This window comes from Bradyrhizobium sp. 23AC, assembly GCF_054863025.1.
The window spans coordinates 506,307-524,330 of record NZ_JAVAYN010000003.1 but is presented as its reverse complement, the minus strand read 5'-3'; the positions used below and the strand labels follow the sequence as shown (position 1 = coordinate 524,330).

Annotated in this window: 18 protein-coding genes; 16 read left to right on the top strand and 2 right to left on the bottom strand. The window is 62.2% G+C overall.

All coding sequences use genetic code 11. From position 1 onward, the window contains the following. Positions 1–84: 84 nt before the first annotated feature. On the top strand, positions 85–1,722 hold the full coding sequence (locus tag RAD10_RS10825) for a GMC family oxidoreductase (RefSeq protein ID WP_461617446.1): 1,638 nt from the start codon (positions 85–87) through the stop codon (positions 1,720–1,722). Positions 1,723–1,855: 133 nt separating this feature from the next. Here the strand turns inward: RAD10_RS10825 and RAD10_RS10820 are convergent, their stop codons facing one another. Next, positions 1,856–2,977 (bottom strand): MmgE/PrpD family protein, encoded by a 1,122-nt coding sequence (locus tag RAD10_RS10820; RefSeq protein WP_461617445.1) that lies wholly within the window; start codon positions 2,975–2,977, stop codon positions 1,856–1,858. Between RAD10_RS10820 and RAD10_RS10815 the strand changes: the two genes are divergently transcribed. Next, positions 2,924–3,559, top strand: coding sequence for a GMC family oxidoreductase (locus RAD10_RS10815; protein WP_461617444.1), 636 nt, complete (start codon positions 2,924–2,926; stop codon positions 3,557–3,559). The genes RAD10_RS10820 and RAD10_RS10815 overlap by 54 nt on opposite strands. A gap of 379 nt (positions 3,560–3,938) precedes the next feature. After that, a complete protein-coding gene (locus RAD10_RS10810; RefSeq protein ID WP_461617443.1) occupies positions 3,939–4,982 on the top strand; it encodes a winged helix-turn-helix transcriptional regulator in 1,044 nt (347 codons plus the stop codon). Between the two features lie 16 nt (positions 4,983–4,998). Here the strand turns inward: RAD10_RS10810 and RAD10_RS10805 are convergent, their stop codons facing one another. Continuing rightward, positions 4,999–6,210 carry an ABC transporter substrate-binding protein gene (locus RAD10_RS10805; RefSeq protein ID WP_461617442.1) on the bottom strand — a complete coding sequence of 404 codons (1,212 nt, stop codon included), beginning with the start codon at positions 6,208–6,210 and terminating at the stop codon, positions 4,999–5,001. Between the two features lie 155 nt (positions 6,211–6,365). Between RAD10_RS10805 and RAD10_RS10800 the strand changes: the two genes are divergently transcribed. The 13 genes from RAD10_RS10800 to RAD10_RS10740 are packed head-to-tail and all read left to right on the top strand — an operon-like array spanning position 6,366 to position 18,015. Then, positions 6,366–7,181, top strand: a complete 816-nt coding sequence (locus RAD10_RS10800) for an ABC transporter ATP-binding protein (RefSeq protein ID WP_210286567.1) — start codon at positions 6,366–6,368, stop codon at positions 7,179–7,181. Beyond that, positions 7,175–7,900, top strand: a complete 726-nt coding sequence (locus RAD10_RS10795; protein WP_409411122.1) for an ABC transporter ATP-binding protein — start codon at positions 7,175–7,177, stop codon at positions 7,898–7,900. Before RAD10_RS10800 ends, RAD10_RS10795 begins: the two co-directional genes overlap by 7 nt. Positions 7,901–7,902: 2 nt before the next feature. After that, a complete protein-coding gene (locus RAD10_RS10790; protein ID WP_461617441.1) occupies positions 7,903–8,790 on the top strand; it encodes a branched-chain amino acid ABC transporter permease in 888 nt (295 codons plus the stop codon). Position 8,791: 1 nt separating this feature from the next. Next, entirely contained in the window at positions 8,792–9,805 is a 1,014-nt protein-coding gene (locus tag RAD10_RS10785; RefSeq protein ID WP_461617440.1) for a branched-chain amino acid ABC transporter permease, read from the top strand. Between the two features lie 47 nt (positions 9,806–9,852). Beyond that, the gene (locus tag RAD10_RS10780) at positions 9,853–11,004 is read left to right on the top strand and encodes an iron-containing alcohol dehydrogenase (protein ID WP_461617439.1); all 1,152 of its coding nucleotides are present in this window, start codon (positions 9,853–9,855) and stop codon (positions 11,002–11,004) included. Next, entirely contained in the window at positions 11,001–11,474 is a 474-nt protein-coding gene (locus tag RAD10_RS10775) for an acyl-CoA thioesterase (protein ID WP_461617438.1), read from the top strand. The genes RAD10_RS10780 and RAD10_RS10775 overlap by 4 nt, the downstream gene beginning before the upstream one ends. Further along, positions 11,474–11,932: an SRPBCC family protein gene (locus tag RAD10_RS10770; protein ID WP_461617437.1), complete on the top strand. Its 459-nt coding sequence runs from the start codon at positions 11,474–11,476 to the stop codon at positions 11,930–11,932. The genes RAD10_RS10775 and RAD10_RS10770 overlap by 1 nt, the downstream gene beginning before the upstream one ends. Next, positions 11,929–12,726, top strand: a complete 798-nt coding sequence (locus tag RAD10_RS10765; RefSeq protein ID WP_461617436.1) for an enoyl-CoA hydratase-related protein — start codon at positions 11,929–11,931, stop codon at positions 12,724–12,726. Before RAD10_RS10770 ends, RAD10_RS10765 begins: the two co-directional genes overlap by 4 nt. Before the next feature lies 1 nt (position 12,727). Beyond that, positions 12,728–13,606 (top strand): FAD binding domain-containing protein, encoded by an 879-nt coding sequence (locus RAD10_RS10760; RefSeq protein WP_461617435.1) that lies wholly within the window; start codon positions 12,728–12,730, stop codon positions 13,604–13,606. Then, on the top strand, positions 13,599–14,096 hold the full coding sequence (locus RAD10_RS10755) for a (2Fe-2S)-binding protein (RefSeq protein ID WP_461617434.1): 498 nt from the start codon (positions 13,599–13,601) through the stop codon (positions 14,094–14,096). The genes RAD10_RS10760 and RAD10_RS10755 overlap by 8 nt, the downstream gene beginning before the upstream one ends. Next, positions 14,093–14,854: an N-acyl homoserine lactonase family protein gene (locus RAD10_RS10750; protein WP_461617433.1), complete on the top strand. Its 762-nt coding sequence runs from the start codon at positions 14,093–14,095 to the stop codon at positions 14,852–14,854. Before RAD10_RS10755 ends, RAD10_RS10750 begins: the two co-directional genes overlap by 4 nt. Further along, positions 14,847–17,279 carry a xanthine dehydrogenase family protein molybdopterin-binding subunit gene (locus tag RAD10_RS10745; protein ID WP_461617432.1) on the top strand — a complete coding sequence of 811 codons (2,433 nt, stop codon included), beginning with the start codon at positions 14,847–14,849 and terminating at the stop codon, positions 17,277–17,279. Before RAD10_RS10750 ends, RAD10_RS10745 begins: the two co-directional genes overlap by 8 nt. Beyond that, complete coding sequence (locus tag RAD10_RS10740) at positions 17,263–18,015, top strand: SDR family oxidoreductase (protein WP_179735447.1); 753 nt, start codon at positions 17,263–17,265, stop codon at positions 18,013–18,015. Before RAD10_RS10745 ends, RAD10_RS10740 begins: the two co-directional genes overlap by 17 nt. Positions 18,016–18,024 lie beyond the last annotated feature (9 nt).

The window sequence follows — 18,024 nt, the reverse complement described above, 5'->3', positions numbered from 1 at the left end:
CCAGAAAGCCAGACCAAGCGCCGGGCTTTGCGACGATAGAGCGCCGATCAGGTGTTCTTGACTATTTCTCATTGGTGCGAAGCAATGCCGAAAGCATTCGACTACATCGTCATCGGCGCTGGCTCCGCCGGCTGCGTCATCGCGAACAGGCTGTCGGCTGATCCAAAACGCTCTGTTCTGCTCGTGGAGGCCGGTCCCGCCGACCGCAGCATGTGGATCCACGTACCTGCCGGCATGCAGAAAGTTTTGGCAAGTCCGAACCTCCTTTGGCCGTACTTCACAGAACCGGAGCCAGAGCTCAACGGAAGGATGGTCTATTGGCCCAGAGGTCGAGTGCTGGGCGGCTGCAGCGCTGTGAATGGTATGGCAGTCGTTCGAGGCCAGCCTGCAGACTACGACCTGTGGGAAAGCCTGGGCGCTCGTGGTTGGTCATGGGACGAGGTGCTTCCATACTATTGCAAGCTTGAAAGTTACTGGGGCGGAGAAAGTTCGCTGCATGGCGGAAGCGGCATGATGCGCGTCACGGGAACGCGTCAAAGGCAGCCAGCCGGCAGCTCGATCTATCGCGCTACGCGAGCGTTTATCGAAGGCGGTATCGAGGCGGGGCTGCCATTGAATGGCGATTTCAATGGCCAGGTGCAGGAGGGGGTGGGTTGGATCGACCATAACATCGATGAGCGGGGCCGCCGTCACACCGCGGCGACCGCCTATCTCGCACCGATCAGACGTCGGAGCAATCTGGCGGTCTGGACGGATACGCTTGTGGAAAAGATCCTCGTTACGGAAGGGCGCGCAACAGGCGTACAGCTTCGCCGCGACGGTGAAACAAGTCAGGTCCAGGCCCGTGCCGAAATTGTGGTCTGTGCCGGAGCGATCAATTCGCCTCACCTGCTCATGTTGTCCGGTATCGGCCCCGCGCAGCATCTGCGAGAACACGGACTAGAGGTCGTCCGGGACGCGCCAGGGGTCGGTGCCAATCTGCAAGACCACATGTATGTTCATTGGGTTCACGAGGTGCGCAGAGGCTACAGCTTCAACGGCGAAACCGGTGGGTGGAGGCTCCTTCCTCACATTCTGCGTTATTTTCTGTCTGGACGAGGTCTTTTGACGACCGGAGCCAGCTCGGCGTACATATTCTGCCGCGCCCTATCCGATGCCCAGACTCCCGACGTTCAGATCGGCTTCCGTGCCTTTTCATCACAGTCCATGGTGACCGGACAGCCGAGCGGGCTGCATGACTTCCCCGGCTGGTCAGCATCTGTCGCCTACTTGCGCCCGAAGTCGCGCGGTACAGTCATGCTGAAATCGCCAAATCCTGCCGATGCTCCGGTCATCCGGGCGAACTATCTTTCGCATCGTGATGACTTGACCGCACTGATGGTGGCGCTGCGCTTGGTCGCCCGGATCTATGAGACGCCCAAGATCAGGGAAATCCTCGTGCATCGCTTGGCGCCGTCCGAGCAGCTCAATATCGCCGATGATGCCGAACTGGAAGGCTTCGTGCGTTCGCACGGAGGAACGATGTATCACCCCGTCGGCACATGCGCGATGGGTTCTGGCGATAACGCGGTAATCAATTCCCGGTTGCAAGTGAATGGCGTCGGGGGCCTGCGGGTAGCGGATGCCTCGATCATGCCAACGATAACTTCCGGCAACACGAATGCGCCATCCATGATGATCGGCGAAAAGGGGGCGGCGTTGATCCTGGATGATGCGTCTTGACGCGGCGGCTTCGCTTGAATGCCGTGAGACGTCGGATGCCGGAGCCCCGGAAATATGCCGGGAGCGCTCCGACATTAACGACAAGTAGGATTGTTGGGCGTGTCGTCTGCCGCTCTCGTCTCCGACGATCGCGTTAGGGCGCGGCGATCTCGGCATGCATTGACGACAGGTCATTCAGGAGGTCGATCCCTTCGATCGCTTCCGCAAGCCGTTCGGCTCGTGCAAGCCCGAGTACCGGTGCCGCGAGGCTTCTGAACTTCTCGCGCAAACGGCACCCTTGCAGGTCCATATCCGATTTCGGTATGCCGACGTCGATCTCTTGATGGATATCCGAGTCCGCGGTCCTGACGACTACGTGCGCTCCCGAGCCGTCCTTGTAATCTCCCAAGACGCTGACACGCTTTCGCAGTTCGACCACCACGGGATCGACGGCGTTTGCATCCGAATAGGTGTCAATTGCCGCGGTGTCGTATCCGAGGGCGGACAATGCCGCGGTGTGGCGCAAGCTGAACTTGGTTTGGAGGCCGGTCGAGGGAGCTTCAATATTGCAGACACCAAGACTGGCTGAACCGACATGGATCTCGATCGAATGCATTGACGAGGCCGGGACGCCTCGTTCGCGGATGCTACGTACGGCCTCGATCGCGGAGTGCGTGAGATAGCAGGAGGCGTTGTACTTGAAGAGCGTATCGAGAATGTTGATGCCACGGCCAGGAGCTTCGAACGTCGGCGGAATAGAACTCTCGCTCAGCGTCTGTATGAAACCCTGTTCGGCTGCGATGACATCCTCATGCGCGGTGACGCCCGCGGCCGCGAGCCTTGCCGCCAGTACGCCATTCGAGGCGGCCTTGCCGGCGTGAAACGGCTTGGCCATATACCCGAACATCGACTTGAGTCCCGCGGCCTGCGTGCCGGCTAGCCCCAGCGCCATTGTCATCTGCCGCTCGTCCAGGTTCATGAGGCAGCCAGCAGCTGCGGCGGCGCCGAAAGAGCCGATCGTCGCGGTCGTATGGAAGCCTTTGCGGTAATGGGAGGGTAGCGCCCAGGCGCCGACAAGTGCCGCAGCCTCGATCCCGGCGACAAGGGCTCGAAGCGCCTCGAGGCCGGTGCTCTGCCGCTCCTCGGCGACGGCGAGCACAGCCGGAAAAATGGCGACAGTCTGAATGCCCTCATGGGCAGTCGCCCGCGCATGGCGTTTGAGATGTTGAAGTGGTTCATCACCGGACGGGGGGCGGCAACGACCACACTCGCGCAAGTCACCACCTTCTGCCGCTCGGCCGCAGAGCTGGAACGCGTCGATATGCAGATCGTCATGCGCCCCCTCTCGTTTACACTCCATCCAGGCGGTGTGGTCACGATTGACGACGATCCCGGTATCACCGCCTCTGCATTGCAGTGCAGGCCCTATAGCCGCGGACGGGTACGGATCGAATCCGCTGATCCACGCAAAAGGGGTCGAATCGAGAGCAACCATCTCGCCGACCCGCGCGACGTGGGCGTGATACTCGCAGGGCTCGATCGCATTCGAGACATTATGAGCCAGTCGAAGATCTCGTCGCGGGTGACCGGCGAGAAGGAGCCGGGCCCTTCGCGACGATCCCGCGAGGACATGGAGCAATATCTACGCACGACTGCGGGGACGTGCTACCACTTGGCTGGCACCTGCCGGATGGGTGCGGACGACGATGCGGTGGTCGATCCGGCGCTGCGTGTTCGCGGTGTCGAGCAACTGCGCGTGATCGATGCCTCGATCATGCCCATGATCAGCTCGGGCAACACGAACGCGCCGACGATCATGATCGCCGAAAAAGGCGCCGACATGCTGCTGGCAGGATGAGGGAGCCGGCCGCGTCGTCTCAGACTTCGGAACCTTGTCCTTGGCCGCGGGTCGGCATTGCTTGTTTGCGACCCCCGGCGTCGCGGCTGATTATGTGGCTGTACCGCCATCCCGGTTGAGATCCGAACTAGATGACAAGCTTTCCCGGGGCTTTCAAGCACGTTTGCTGGAGCGTTCCGATCATCAAGAACAGCTGGACCGGAGGGCTCAGTCGGCGAAGAGAGACCCGGGCCCGCCTGCGGCCGACATTCTGCCGTTGTGAACTGGCATTTTGTAGTCTAGTTGTGTCTCGAGCAACGAGTTGACTTTTCCGGCCATTTCGAAGCACTCGCTTCAGCCGAAGAGGGACCAGAGCGATTTGCAGCGTCGGAGCGATTATTTGGCTCGCACGAACCCCGTCAGCAGCCCAAGCGCGCGAAAGACTCGGCCGGCCAGCAAGTCCAAGGGAATGCCCGGCCTCCGGGAGCGAAATTGCTCGGTCGCGCGTACTGTCATCATCCTGTCCGATGCGTGGACCTTCCTCGTAATCAGAGAGGCGTTTTTCGGAGCCCGTCGTTTCGAAGAATTCCGCTCGATGCTGCATATCCCGAGAGCGACCCTGACGGACCGGCTGCAACGCCTCGTGTCTGAGGGAATCTTCAAGCGGATCGAGTATTCCGAGACATCGAGCTGGGTCGAATACCGCCTGACTCGATCGGGCATAGATCTCTACCCGACTTTCATGGCTCTCATGCAGTTCGGGGACAAGTGGCTCTCCGAGAACCATGGCGTTCCCCTGCAACTCGTGCATGCCGATTGCGCCAAGGTGAGCAAGCCGTTCGTTGCGTGCTCCCATTGTCTGAACAAGGTGACGGCGCGGCACGTCACCTATCACGATGGCCCCAGCGCAGGGCTTGTCTGTGTCGAGCCGACCAAGCGCTCGCGCCGGTCATCCGATGATGAACAGTTCAATCGAGGCAGACCGAGCTCAGTCTCACGCGCTCTGCAGGTCATCGGGGACCGCTGGAGCTTCCTGGTGATCCGGGAAGCGTTCTTTGGGGCGCGGCGATTCGATAAGCTCCAGTCCGAGCTCGGGATCGCGCCCAATATCTTGTCCGATCGGCTTACGCGGCTCGTGGAGCGCGGAATCTTCATGAAGAGGATGTACCAAAGCGGACCGGATCGCTTCGAGTACCTCCTGACGCCGATGGGGTTCGATCTATATGGTCCCCTGATCACAATGATGGCCTGGGGTGACAAGTGGAGATCCAAGGGGAAGGTGCCGCTGATCCTGACCCACACCGATTGCGGTCACGATTTCACGCCGACCGTGATATGCGACGAGTGCAAGATCCCCATACAGGCACACGCGATGCAATATCGCATGCGTTACAATCCGGACCGCTTTGGCGGCAAAAAAAGCAGCCGGGCATTGCCCGGCTGAAGTCTGGGAGGACTAGCTATTTCTGGATAAGCGGACACTTGCTTTCGGAAAGCGGTCTGAAGGCTTCGTCACCGGGGATGACCGCCCGCAGTTTGTAATAGTCCCACTCGTATTTGGATTCTTCGGGCTTCTTGACCTCGTAGACATACATGTCGTGGACGAAGCGGCCATCTTCCCTGATGTGTCCGTTCTTGGCGAAGAAGTCGTTGACCGGAAGTTCGCGCATCTTGGCCATCACCGTCTTTGCGTCGTCGGTGCCGGCGGCCTTGATGGCGTTGAGGTAATGCATGGTCGACGAATAGTCGCCGGCATCGCCCATGTGCGGCATGCGCTTCATCTTGGCAAAAAACCGCTTGGCAAAGGCGCGTGTCTCGTCGTCGCGATCCCAGTAGAAGGCGTTGGTCAAGACCAGCCTCTGCGCGGACCGCAGTCCCATCGAATGGATGTCGGTGATCCAGACCAGAAGGCCGGCCAGCGTCTGCGTAACGCCGAACTCTCGCGCCGACTTCAGCGCGTTGATGAAAACCGTGCCCGACCCCGCGATCGCCACGACGTTGGCCTTCGATGCCTGGGCCTGGAGCAAAAACGCCGCGTGGTCGTTGGTATCGATGGGATATCGCACCGTACCTGCGATGTTGCCGCCGTTGGCCTTGACTACGGCGCTGGTGTCGGCCTCGAGCGCATGTCCGAAGGCGTAGTCGGCGGTCAGGAAGTACCACGACTTCAGACCTTCCTTGATGAGCGCCTTGCCCGTGCCCTGCGCAAGCGCGTAGGTGTCATAGGCGTAGTGAATGCTGTTCGGCGTGCAGGAGTCTCCCGTCAGCCGTGAGGTGCCGGAGCCATTGACGATGGCGATGCGCCCCTTCTCCTTCGCCACATTGGTGACGGCGAGCGCGATGGAGGAGTTGATCAGGTTGGCGATCAAATCGACCTTGTCGACGTCGTACCACTCGCGGGCCTTTGCGATCGCGACCTCGTTGCGATTCTGGTGATCGGCCACCGTGACCTCGATGGGCTTGCCGAGGACGCTGCCGCCGAAATCCTCGACCGCCATTTTCACCGCGGTGACCGAGCCCTCGCCGGACTCGTGCGAGAACTGGCCGGACATGTCGGTCAAAACGCCGATCTTCACGACGCCGTCCGAAATCCCCGCCGTCTGTGCAAGGGACGGGCCGACCGCCCCCAATGTGAGTACGGCGCCCAGCCCGAACCGATAGATCAATCCCATTGCTCCCTCCTTTTGGCTTCGGAATCGTCCGAAACAGCTCTTTCGATTTTTAACTTGCATAACTAGACTAATTTGATATGGTTTTGTCAAGTGACCTCGATGCTGCGTGATGGCACGCAGCGCCAGGATCCAGAAATCAGATGAGGAAGCGCGGGATGAGCCGGGCCGAGCGCAGTCATGCTGCGCCGAACGATTGCGTTCTCGAAGCACAGAACCTGCGAAAGGAGTTTCGCGGTTTCGTTGCGGTTGCGGGGGTCAATCTGAAGATCAGGCGCGGCAGCATTCACGCATTGATCGGGCCGAACGGCGCGGGCAAAACCACCGTGTTCAATCTGCTCACGCGATTCCTACCGCTCTCCTCCGGCAGGATCAGCTTCGAATCCGAGGACGTGACTGCCTTGCGGCCCGATCAGCTTGCCGCGCGCGGCCTCGTGCGATCATTCCAGATTTCGGCCGTGTTCGCGAATCTCTCGGTTGCCGACAACGTCAGGCTTGCGCTGCAACGTCCAGTGCTGTCCCCGCTGCGTTTCTGGTCCGGCGACAAGGCCGAGACCTTCGGGGAAGATAGAATAGGCGGGCTGCTGGCGCAGGTGGGACTCGAGAGCTTTGCGCGCGAGCGCGCCGGCGATCTGTCCTATGGTCGCAAGCGGGCGCTGGAGATCGCCACCACGCTCGCGGCCGATCCGAAAGTCATGCTGCTGGACGAACCCACCCAGGGGCTTGGCCATGAGGACGTCGATCGCGTGACCGAACTGATCCGGCGGGCGGCGCAGGGCCGCACTGTGGTGATGGTCGAGCACAACATGAAGATGGTCGCTCAGGTGGCCGACACCATCACCGTGCTACGGCGCGGCGAGATCATTGCCGAAGGCGCCTATCAGGAGATTGCGGGCAATCCGGAGGTGGTCGAGGCCTATCTCGGCTCGAAGCACCGTCGCGGCCGCTCGCGTGGGGAGGCGCACGCATCGTGACGAACGAGATCCACACCGGCGCCGCCGCGCTGAACGTGCACAATCTGCACGCCTGGTATGGGGAATCCCACATTCTTCACGGCATGAACCTGTCGCTGAGGCAGAGCGAGATCGTCGCTCTGCTCGGGCGCAATGGCAGCGGGCGGACCACGACGCTACGCGCCATCGTCGGCCTGGTAGACCGCCGCACCGGATCCATCATGGTGCATCAGCGCGAAGCGATCGGGATGAAATCGCATCTCGTGGCGCGGCTCGGCATCGGCTACTGCCCCGAAGAACGCGGCATCTTCTCGAGCCTCTCCTGCGAGGAGAATCTCATGCTGCCGCCGAAGCAGCGCGAGGGTGGCATGTCGCTCGAGCAAATCTACGAGCTGCTGCCGAACCTGGCCGAGCGGCGTCGCGCGCAGGGAACGAGATTGTCCGGCGGCGAGCAGCAGATGCTGGCGATCGCCAGGATTCTGCGCAGCGGCGCGCGCATTCTGCTGCTCGATGAGATCTCCGAAGGCCTTGCGCCGGTTATCGTAGACAGGTTGTTCGACCTCGTCATCCGCCTCAAAGAGCTAGGCTACACCGTGCTGCTGGTCGAACAGAACAAGTATTTCGCCCAGCCGCTGGCCGACCGCTTCCTCGTCGTCGAGCGCGGAGAGGTCGTCATGCAGCTCACGCGAGACGAGCTCGACGGCAACGCCGACGCCGTGGATCAGGTCCTTGGTATCTAGAGATGGTGTCTATGTTCGATATCCCCTTGCAGGTACTGCTTGGTCAGGTCACGATCGGCCTTGTCAACGGCTGCTTCTATGCGATGCTTAGCCTCGGCCTCGCAATCATCTTCGGCCTGCTCAACGTCATCAATTTCGCGCACGGCGCGCTCTATATGATGGGCGCGTTCGGCGGCCTTCTGCTCCTGCAGGCGTTCGGAATCGATTATTGGTGGTCGTTGGCCATCGCGCCGATCGGCGTCGGATTGTTCGGCGCCGCGATCGAGCGGCTGTTCCTGCGCAGACTCGCCGGTTTTGATCACCTCTACAGCCTTCTGTTCACGTTCGGGCTCGCGATCTTTCTCGAGGGCATATTCCGTGACATCTACGGCGCCGCCGGCCGGCCTTATCCTGTTCCGTCCGCGCTGCGCGGCTTCGTCGATCTCGGCTTCATGCGGCTTCCGGTCTACAGACTGTGGATCGTTGCAGCATCGCTTGCGATGTGCGGTGCCATCTGGCTGCTGATCGAGAAGACGAAGCTCGGATCCTACTTGCGCGCGGGCACCGAGAACCCGCGCCTGGTCCAGGCGCTCGGCATCAATGTTCCGGTCATGATCACAGTGACCTACGCACTCGGTGCGGCTCTCGCCGCCTTCGCCGGCGTGCTTGCCGCGCCGCTCTATCAGGTGCAACCGGCGATGGGCTCCAATCTCCTCATCGTCACCTTCGCCGTCGTCGTGATCGGCGGGCTTGGATCGCTGTCAGGCGCGATCCTTTCGGGCCTCGCGCTCGGCGTATTGGAAGGACTTTCAAAAGTGATCTATCCGGAAGTGTCGTCGACCGTCGTTTTCATCGCGATGGCGGCAATCTTGCTGCTGCGGCCCGCCGGCCTCATGGGCCGGGAGGCCTGATATGCGCACATCTACCGCAGTTCTCCTTGCTGTTCTCATTGTCGGCGCGGCTGCGCCGTTCGGCGGCTTCTATCCGCTCTTCCTCATGAAATGTCTCGCCTTTGCCCTATTCGCCTGTTCGTTCAACTTCTTCACCGGCAACGTCGGGCTGCTCTCGATTGGTCATGCGGCCTTTTTCGGCCTCGGCGCCTATGTCGCTGGCCACGCGCTCAAGGTCTGGGGCGTCACGCCCGAGCTGGCCGTTGGACTTGCTCTTCTTGTCGGAGCAGCGCTCGGCTTCGTCATGGGGGGCATGGCGATCCGCCGCCAAGGCATCTACTTCGCCATGGTCACGCTAGCGCTGGCGCAGATGGTTTACTTCTTCTGCCTACAGGCGCCGTTCACTGGAGCCGAGGATGGGTTGCAGCGGATTCCCCGCGGCCGGCTCCTCGGTCTGTTGCCACTCGACAACGACCTCGTGATGTACGCTTTCGTGCTCGTCTCGGTCGCCGGTGCCATCTGGGGCTTGCAGCGGTTGATGGAGGCGCCGTTCGGGCAGGTGCTACTCGCGATCCGCGACAACGAGCCGCGTGCGGTGTCGCTCGGTTATGATTGCCGCGCCTATAAGCTGATGGCGTTCGTGATTTCGGCGTCGGCTGCTGCGCTCGCCGGCGCATTGAAGGCACAGACTCTTGGCCTCGCCTCTTTGCCAGATGCGCACTGGACCCAGTCCGGCAATGTCATCCTCATGTGCCTGCTCGGAGGTCTCGGCACCGCCGTCGGTCCCATCGTGGGGGCCAGCTTCATTGTGGCGTTGGAGGGCTACCTGGCCGATGTCGGCGTCATCAAAGTCATGGGCCTGACGATCGACTTGTCGACCAAGATTCCGATCTTGATCGGCGCCATCTTCATGCTGTGCGTACTGATGTTCCGCAAGGGAATCGTGGGCGAGATCGCCGGCCGTTCCAAAATGTCGCTTCGCAACGCGCGGGCGCCCTCAGTCGCCAAGAAGGTTGACACGCTTCTGCAAAAGTAGTTCACTTATGCAAGTGACTTCGCGGTTGGCCAAGGGAACAATTCGGCGTGCAAGGTTTCACGTTTCAATCAACAAAATCGTCGCTTGTGGAGACAGGCAGCTCCGCGCGCATCGGCGAACTGGCGGCCGGCCTGGGCTGTCGCTCGGTGCTGCTGGTCTCTGATCCCGGCGTCGCGGCTGCCGGGCTGCTGAAGCCTGGCCTCGAAGGCCTCCAACGCGCGGGTGTCGGCGTAACGATGTTTACCGACGTCGAGGCGGATCCGCCGGAACATGTCGTCATGGCGGGCGTGCAGAAAGCGCTGGCCGCCAAGGTCGACGGCGTAGTGTCCATCGGCGGCGGAAGCTCGATGGATACCGCCAAGCTGGTGGCTCTGCTTGCCGTCGGCAGGGAGCGCCTCTCGGACGTCTATGGTGTGGGACTTGCGAAGGGTCCTCGCTTGCCGCTGATCCTTGCACCGACCACGGCCGGGACGGGTTCGGAGGTCACGCCCATCTCGATCGTCACGACCGGCGAGAACGAAAAGAAGGGTGTGGTGTCGCCGGTGCTGCTGCCGGACTGGGCCGTGCTGGATGCCGAACTTACCCTCGGTTTGCCGCCAGCGGTCACGGCTGCGACCGGCATCGACGCTATGGTGCACGCGATCGAGGCCTATACGTCGAAGCGATCGAAGAATCCGGTCTCTGACTGTCTTGCACGCGAGGCCCTGCGGCTGCTGGGCGGCAACATTCACGAGGCTTGCACCAACGGCGGAAATCTCGACGCGAGAGAAGCCATGCTGCTCGGGTCGATGCTGGCCGGAATGGCGTTCGCAAATGCTCCGGTTGCGGCCGTCCACGCTCTGGCCTATCCGGTCGGCGCCCGCTTTCACGTCCCGCACGGCTTGTCCAATTCGTTGGTTCTGCCCGGCGTGTTGCGTTTCAACGCGGTTGCGGCGGAGTTACTCTATGCGGAGATCGCCGACGTCCTGCTTCCGGAGCAAAAGGGTGGCGCGCGGCAGCGCAGCGCGGCCTTGATCGACTATCTGTCGAAACTGCCGATGCAACTCGGGCTGCCGACGCGCCTGCGCGACGTCGGGATATCCGACAACGATGTGCCTCAACTGGCGGCGGAGGCGATGAAGCAGCAGCGCCTTTTGGTCAATAACCCGCGCGAAGTGTCGCTCGACGATGCGCGTGCGATCTACAGCGGGGCATTATGACTGAACGTGCCAAACCCCACCGTCGCGCCGAGTACGCGCACTTCCAGTTGATGACGACGCGCTGGATGGACAATGACGCCTATAGCCACCTCAACAACACGGTGTACTACGCGCTATTCGATTCCGCCGTTGGGCAGTATCTGATCGAGAAGGGATTTCTCGACGTGCGGCGCAGCCACGTCATCGGCCTGGTTGCCGAGACGAAATGCCGGTACTTCAGGGAGATTTCGTTTCCGTCAGTCGTCCATGTGGGGTTGCGGGTCGGGCGGCAAGGCAATACCAGCATCACCTACGAGATCGCCCTGTTCACGGACGACGAGGATGAGGCATGTGCGCAAGGCTACTTCGTCCATGTCTATGTCGACCGCGCCTCGAAGCGCCCGGTACCGCTGCCGGACCGATTGAAGGCGGTCGTCGCACCACTTCACGTACGTGGTCACACGGTCGCCGTTGAGCGGGAGATAGTCTGATGGACATGTTCGGAAAGATCGAGCTGAAGGCGCCGCGCGAGCAGGTGTGGCAGGCGCTCAACGACCCGCTCGTTCTCAAAGAGTGCATTCCCGGCTGCGAGGAGCTGGAGCGCACGGTAGACGACGAGTTCATCGCCACCGCGGTGATCAAGGTCGGGCCGATCAAGGCCAAGTTCAAGGGCAAGGTTCGCCTGTTCGATATCCATCCGCGGGTCGGCTACACCATAGCCGGCGAAGGGCAGGGCGGCATCGCTGGCTTCGCCGCCGGGACGGCGAAAGTTCAGCTTGAAGATGTGCCCGGCGGCACCCTGCTTTCGTACTATACTGAAGCAAAAGTTGGAGGAAAGCTCGCTCAGCTCGGAGCGCGGTTGGTTGATTCAACCGCCAAGAAGCTTGCCGCACAGTTCTTCGATGAATTCCGCATGCAAGTCGAGAGGCAGAGCGTCGCTGACGCATGAACGTTCGGATGAAATCTCAAGGTAACGCCGTGTCCGACATCAGTTGCACTCTGGATGGCCCCGTAGCGATGGTTACGATCAATCGTCCCCATGTGCGCAATGCTATGACGCTTGCGATGTGGAGGGGAATGGCCGCGATCTTCAGGGAGTTGGGGGCCAACCGCGAGGTCCGGGCTATCACTCTGACCGGCGCCGGCGAAAGCTTCAGCGTCGGCGCCGATGTGTCGGAATTCGATGCAGTCCGGGCGGATGCGGCGGCGAGCACGGCTTATGAACTGGCGGTCGATTCCTGTTCCGATGCAATAGCCGGTGTTCCGCAGCCGGTGATTGCGGTCATTTCCGGGTATTGTCTCGGCGGCGGTTGCCATCTGTCGATGGCCTGCGATTTCCGCTTTGCGGCACCGACTGCCTCACTTGGCATTCCGGCAGCGAACCTGTCGATCGTCTACGGTGTCCGCAGCACCAGACGGCTGCTGTCCCTGGTTGGGATGACCAACGCCAAGCGCATCCTTTACACGGCCGAAAGGATCGGCGCACGGGAGGCGCTGAAGATCGGCCTGGTGGATCGCATCTCCGATGATCCACTTCACGACGCCGCGAGCCTCGCTGCGCAGATTGCGGATAAAGCGCCGCTTTCGATCTCTGGCGCAAAATACATCCTCAACGACGCAGCCATGGTGGACGGCGGCCTTCTGGCCCAGGCGATGATCGATGGCGCCTCCAACAGTCACGATTACCGGGAAGCCCGCAAGGCATTCGCCGACAAGCGCAAGCCGGATTTCAAGGGGTGCTGAGATGAAGCCGCCGCCCTTCGAATATCTCGCCGTCGACAGCGTGCAAGCCGCGACCGCGGCGCTTGCCGAGGCAAACGGCGACGGCAAGCTGCTCGCGGGCGGGCAGAGCTTGCTGCCGATGCTCAACTTCCGCCTGCTGCGCCCGTCCGTATTGATCGACATCAACCGGATCTCCGATTTGTCCTACATCAGGGACGAAGGCGGGCATATCCGGATCGGCGCGCTCACGCGACATCGGATCGTCGAAGTCTCCGACCTGGTCGCGACCCACTTGCCGGTCTTGAGCGAGGCCATGGGGTACGTCGCCCATCTCGCAATCCGAAACCGGGGTACGATCGGTGGCAGCCTCTCGCATGCGGACCCGGCTGCCGAACTGCCGATGATGTCGATGTTGCTCGATGCCGAACTCGAACTGGTTTCGGCGGAAGGCAGTAGGACGGTCAAGGCCGCCGACTTCTTTGTCGGCGCCCTGACGACCGACTTGGCCGAGGGTGAGATGCTCGTTTCGGTCAGCTTCCCCAAATGTCGCGCGGGCGTGGGCTATGCCTTCGAGGAGGTCGCGCGCCGGTCCGGTGATTTCGCACTTGCTTGTGTCGCGATTTGCTTGGAGCGCGATGGCGATCGTATCTCCAGCGCGAGGGTCGGCATGATGGGCGTCGGCGAGACGCCGATGCGCGCGAGCGAGGCGGAAGCGCTGTTGGTATCGCGGCCGTTCGACGACGCTCTCGTGAGCGATGCTGTTAGCGCGATCCGTATCGCGGTCGAGCCCAACACGGACCTGCATGCCTCGGCTGACTATCGTCGACACCTGGTCGGCGTGCTGGCGGAGCGCGCCATTCGCAGGGCTTGGTCGCGCGCGACGGAGGCGAGCCATGGCTAACCCGGTCGAGATCTCCATCAACGTCAATGGTCGCGTGTATCGGCGCGAGGTCGAGCCGCGCTTGCTGCTGACCGACTTCCTTCGCATCGAGCTCGGACTGACAGGTACGCATGTCGGCTGCGAGCACGGCGTTTGCGGCGCCTGCACCGTGCTGGTGAACGGCGATAGTGTACGGTCGTGCCTGCTGCTCGCCGCGCAGCTCGATGGTGCGGAGATCACGACCGTAGAGGGCCTCGCTACTTCGGCCGGGCTCCATCCTGTGCAGAAGGCATTCCACGACCATCACGCGTTGCAATGCGGCTTCTGCACGCCGGGGATGTTGATGACCGCGGTCGATCTCCTGAAAAAGTCGCCGTTGGCGAGCGACGAGGAGATCCGCGAAGGGCTGTCCGGCAATCTGTGTCGGTGTACGGGGTACGAAAACATCGTCCGCGCGGTCCGGGCGGCGGTCGAGGTTCTCGCAAGCGCGAACAAGGAGAGCGCGTCATGAAGATGCATTTCCTCTCAGGCGGGCGCCTGCGGATGCGCAAAAGCATCCATTTTCCCGAGGCTGATCGTGCCGAGACGATCGAGCTGCCGGTGTCATGCGTGTTGCTCCGCCACCCGAAGGGCAATGTGCTGTTCGACACCGGTTGCCATCCCGAAGTGGGAACTGACCCTGAGGGCCGATGGGGCGGCATGGCGCGCGTCATGACGCCAATCATGCCGGCAGGTGACAACGTGTTGGAAGGATTAAAGGCCGTCGGATTGACGGCGGATGACATCGATGCCGTCATCTGTTCGCACTTCCACACCGATCATTGCGGTTGCAATCAGTTCTTCCGCAAAGCGCGCTTGCTCGTCCGTAAGGAGGAGCTCGATGTCGCGAGGGGACCTTCCGCCGCGGAAGCGGGCTATTTGCGTGCCGACTGGGATCATCCCCTGAACTATCAGGTGGTAAGCGAGGAGATCGACCTGTTCGACGATGGCACGATTCGGCTCGTCCACCTGCCAGGCCATACGCCGGGGCTGATGGGGGCGCTGGTAACGCTTCGCAACAGTGGTCGCTTCCTGCTCGGCTCCGATGCGGTTAGCATCCGCGGTAATCTGGATGCCGACATCATCCCGAAGAACACCTGGAATAAAGAGATCTGCCGCGCGACCTTCCAGAAGATCAGGGAGATCGAGGCGCAGGGCGCGACGATAATTTGCGGCCACGATGCCGCGCAGTGGGAGACCCTGCGCAAGGGAGCGGATTGCTATGACTGATAGCAAACCCGTCCCGGCCGTCGAGGCGAGCGGCTCGGTCGAAGGTCTCGCCACGCGGCCGAAGATCGTCGGCGCGCGCGTCAAGCGAACCGAAGATGCACGCTTGCTGACCGGCAAGGGGGCCTTTGTCGATGACCGGCGCGTACCTGGCCTGCTGCACGTCGCCTTTCGCCGCAGCGATCATTCGCATGCGCGGATCAGGCGCATCGATTGCGACGAAGCGCGGGACATGCCCGGCATCGCCGCTGTATTCACTGCAGACGATATTGCCGGCGTGAATGCGATTTTCGCGACGTCGCGGATGAAAGGCTATCACGCCACCGCGATCACGGCGCTGGCGCGTAATAAAGTGCGCTACGTCGGCGAACCCGTTGTCGCGGTGGTGGCGGAAAGCCGCTACCTCGCCGAAGACGCCCTCGAACTGATCAATATCGAGTTCGATTCGATGCCGGTCGTGATTGATCCCGAGGAGGCGGCCAAACCTACCGCGCCGTTGCTGCACGAGGAAGCCGGCACGAATGTTCTCTGCGCCCGCGAGTTCAAGACCGGTGACGTCGATCAGGCGATCGCGGACGCGGCCGTGCGCGTGTCGGGGCGGTTCCGGTTCAGGCGCAAGTCGCCGCTCGCCATGGAAAACCGGACCTATCTGGCGGAGTATGACGCGGGCCGGGACGAACTGACCCTGCACTCATCGACACAAGTGCCGGGCATCATTCGCGATGCGCTCTCCGAGGCGCTGAACATGCCCGGAAGCCGATTGCGCGTGCTCTCGTCCGATGTCGGCGGCGGGTTCGGCGGCAAGGCCTCGCTCTATGCCGAGGAAATCCTCGTTGCCTTCGCGGCACGGGAGCTCGGCCGCCCCGTGAAATGGACGAGCGACCGCATGGAGGATCTCGCTTCGACCAGCCAGGGGTTCGACCAGATCGTCGATGCCGAACTGGCGTTGGACGCGGAGGGGCGTGCCCTCGCGCTCAAGGCCGAGGTCATCGGCGACGTCGGAGCCTATTCGATCTATCCGTGGACCGCGGTGATCGAGCCGGTGCAGGTCGTGAGCTTTCTGCCAGGCCCTTACAAGATCCCGAACTATCGTGGTCGCGTACGCGGCGTCGCGACGTCGAAGCCGCCGATGGGCCCGTATCGCGGCGTGGGCCGGCCGACATCGACATTCGTCACGGAGCGGTTGCTGGACATGGCAGCGCGCGAGCTGGAGATGGATCCGGTGGCGCTGCGCCTGAAGAACCTGATCCAGCCGAACGAGTTTCCCTATCGCATCGGGTCTGGCATCGTCTGGGATCAGTGCGCCTTCACCGAATGCCTCCATGCCGCATGCGGGCAGGCGGATTACCAGGCGTTGCGCGTGCGGCAGGCGGCGGCTCGGGCAGCGGGCCGTTGGTTCGGAATTGGGGTTGCCTGCTATGCGGAGCTGACCGGGATCGGTTCGCGCATCTCGGTTGCGCCGGGCATGCCGATCAACACCGGCACGGAAACCGCAAAGATCGCGATCGACTCGACCGGCGCTGTCACGGCCTCATTCGGAGTCGCCGCTGTGGGCCAGGGCCTGGAGACCACCTTGGCTCAGGTCGTCGCCGAACATCTCGGCGGCCGGGTCGAGGACATCCGCATCATTCAGGGCGACAGCGCCGCCGTGCCGAACGCCACCGGCAGCTATGCGAGCCGCAGCGCCGTGCTGGCCGGCGGCGCCGCGACGCTCGCAGCACGTGACGTGAAGGACAAGCTGGTGCGGGCGGCCTCGCATCTGCTCGAGGCCAGTCCCGACGATCTCGCTGTAGAGGATGGCAAGGTCACCGTTGTAGGCACCGATCGCACCTTGACCTTCCGCCAGTTGGCGCGCGCGGTCTATCTGGAGATGGGGCGCATCCCGGCGGACAAACGCGAAGAGCTGACCTCGACCAAGACCTACGACCCCGTATTCGGGACCAGCGCGACGGCAGCCCATCTCGCCGTCGTCGAAATCGACCCGAACACCTACGAGGTGAAGATCGATCGGTTCGTGGTTGCCGAGGATTGCGGCCGGTTGATCAACCCGATGATCGTCGATGGCCAGGTTCATGGCGGAGTCGCGCAAGGCGTCGGCGCTGCGCTCTACGAAGAGGTCGTCTACAACGAGGAGGGGCAGAACCTGACCGCCAGCCTCGTCGATTACATCATCCCGACCGCTGTCGAGGTGCCCTCGATCGAGGTGGTCCACATCGAGAAGGACTCGCCGACCACGCTTGGCGGCTTCCGCGGCATGGGCGAGGGCGGCACCATCGGCGCGCCCGCGGCGATTGCCAATGCTATCGCCGACGCGCTTTCGTCCCTGGACATCGACATCTTCGAGCTGCCGGTCTCCCCCGAACGGCTCTTCCGCCTCATCGAAAACGCAACAAATCGCAAGGAACTAGCCGATGGACATGAAGCTTAAGGGCAAGGTCGCGCTCGTCACGGGCGCGGCAAGAGATGTGGGCCGCGAGATTGCGCTGAGCCTCGCGGCGGAAGGCGCCGCGGTCGCGGTGAACTACAACGGCTCCAAGGATGCCGCAGCCGCCGTCGTCGCCGACATCGAAAAGATGGGCGGCAAGGCCATCGCATACCAGGCCGATGTCTCCGATTTTGCTGCGGTTACCACGATGATCGACGGCATCGTCAAGGATTTCGGCGGCCTGAACATCGTGGTGAACAATGCCGGTGTCGCTTTGCGCAACCGCTTCACAGATACGAAGCGCGAGGAATGGGAAAAGCAGATCAACATCTGCCTCTATGGCGCCATCCACGTATCAAAGGCTGCAGCTCCGCATCTCGAGAAGGCCGGCGACGGCCGGATCATTGCGCTGGTCGGCGACTCGTCGCGGGTCGGCGAATCCGGGCTAGCGATCGTGGCGGCCGCTCGCGCGGGCGTCATCGGCCTGATGAAATCGCTGGCCCGCGAGTTCGGTCGGTTCGGCACGACGGCCAACACGATCTCGCTCGGCCTCATCGAGACCGCGCATGACCGGGCCTGGGTCGAGGCCAATCGCGACAAACTGACCAAGTTCTATCCACTGCGTCGATTGGGCCAGCCGCAAGACATCGCGCCGACAGTCACATTGCTGGCATCGCCGCATGGAAGCTGGATCACTGGACAGGTGATCAGCATCAGCGGCGGCTTCAGCATGGTTTGATGACGACAG